This is a genomic window from Streptomyces sp. SID3343, assembly GCF_009865215.1.
Classification (GTDB): domain Bacteria; phylum Actinomycetota; class Actinomycetes; order Streptomycetales; family Streptomycetaceae; genus Embleya.
Genome location: NZ_WWJX01000124.1, coordinates 1 through 1,208 on the forward strand (window position 1 = coordinate 1; position 1,208 = coordinate 1,208).

A 1,208-nucleotide genomic window follows, 5' to 3' on the forward strand; every position below is an offset into this window, starting at 1 on the left:
GGCGCGGACGCGGTCAAGCTCTTCCCCGCGAGCCAGTGGACCCCCGCGTCCTTGCGCGACATGCGCGCGGCCCTGCCCCAGATCCCCTTCGTCCCCACCGGCGGCATCACGCCCGCCCAGGCTCCGGACTGGATCGCGGCAGGCGCGATCGCCGTGGGCATGGGCGCCTCCCTGACCGCGGGCACCCCATCGGAGGCGACCTCCCGGGTGGCCGAACTCCTGGCGGCCCTGGCCTAGTTGCCTCGGGCGCCCGCATCCGGGGGTGGGCCGGGTCGCGCCGCGTTCCCCCGTCGACGACGCGCACCGTCGCCGCGCACCTCACGTCCGGGTCGGCCGCCAAGGGCCGACCCGGACGCCGTGCGTCGCGATCAGGCGACGTCGAACCGGTCCAGGTTCATCACCTTGTCCCATGCCGCGACGAAGTCGTGGACGAACTTCTCCTTGGCGTCGTCGCTCGCGTAGACCTCGGCGACGGCCCGCAGTTCGGAGTTCGACCCGAAGAGGAGGTCGACCCGGCTGCCGGTCCACCTGACCTCGCCCGTCGCCGCGTCGCGGCCCTCGAACGCGCTCGCGTCCTCGGACGTGGACGTCCAGGTCGTGCCCAGGTCGAGCAGGTTGACGAAGAAGTCGTTGGTCAACGACCCGGGGGCAGTGGTGAACACGCCGTGCGACGACTGCCCGTGGTTGGCGCCCAGAACGCGCAGACCGCCGACGAGGACCGTCATCTCGGGGGCGCTCAGGGTCAGCAGGTTGGCCCGGTCGATCAACAGGTACTCGGCGGGCAGCCGGTTGCCCTTGCCGAGGTAGTTGCGGAAGCCGTCTGCGGTCGGCTCCAGGGCGCTGAACGACTCCACGTCGGTCTGCTCCTGCGCCGCGTCCACACGGCCCGCCGTGAAGGGGACCCGGATGTCGAACCCGGCGGTCTTGGCGGCCTGTTCGACCGCGGCGCCACCGGCGAGCACGATCAGGTCGGCGAGCGAGATGCGCTTGTCGTCGGTCCGGGCGGCGTTGAACGCCTCCTGGATGCCCTCCAGGGTGCGCAGTACGGTCGCCAGCTCGTCCGGGTCGTTGGCCTCCCACCCGTTCTGCGGCTGGAGCCGAACGCGCGCACCGTTGGCGCCGCCGCGCTTGTCGCTGCCGCGGAAGGACGCGGCCGACGCCCACGCGACGGAGACCAGCCGAGACACCGACAGGCCCGAGGCCAGGAC

The 1,208-nt window shown here is 72.5% G+C and carries 1 protein-coding gene and 1 pseudogene; one reads left to right on the top strand and one right to left on the bottom strand.

Annotated elements, in window-relative coordinates; translation table 11 throughout:
* Positions 1-237, top strand: a pseudogene (locus GT354_RS04200) (2-dehydro-3-deoxyphosphogluconate aldolase); the annotation flags it as partial.
* Between the two features lie 131 nt (positions 238-368).
* On the opposite strand, the gene GT354_RS04205 reads toward GT354_RS04200, so the two are convergent.
* The coding region (locus GT354_RS04205; protein WP_346011838.1) for a peroxidase family protein at positions 369-1,208 on the bottom strand (840 nt) is incomplete at its 5' end.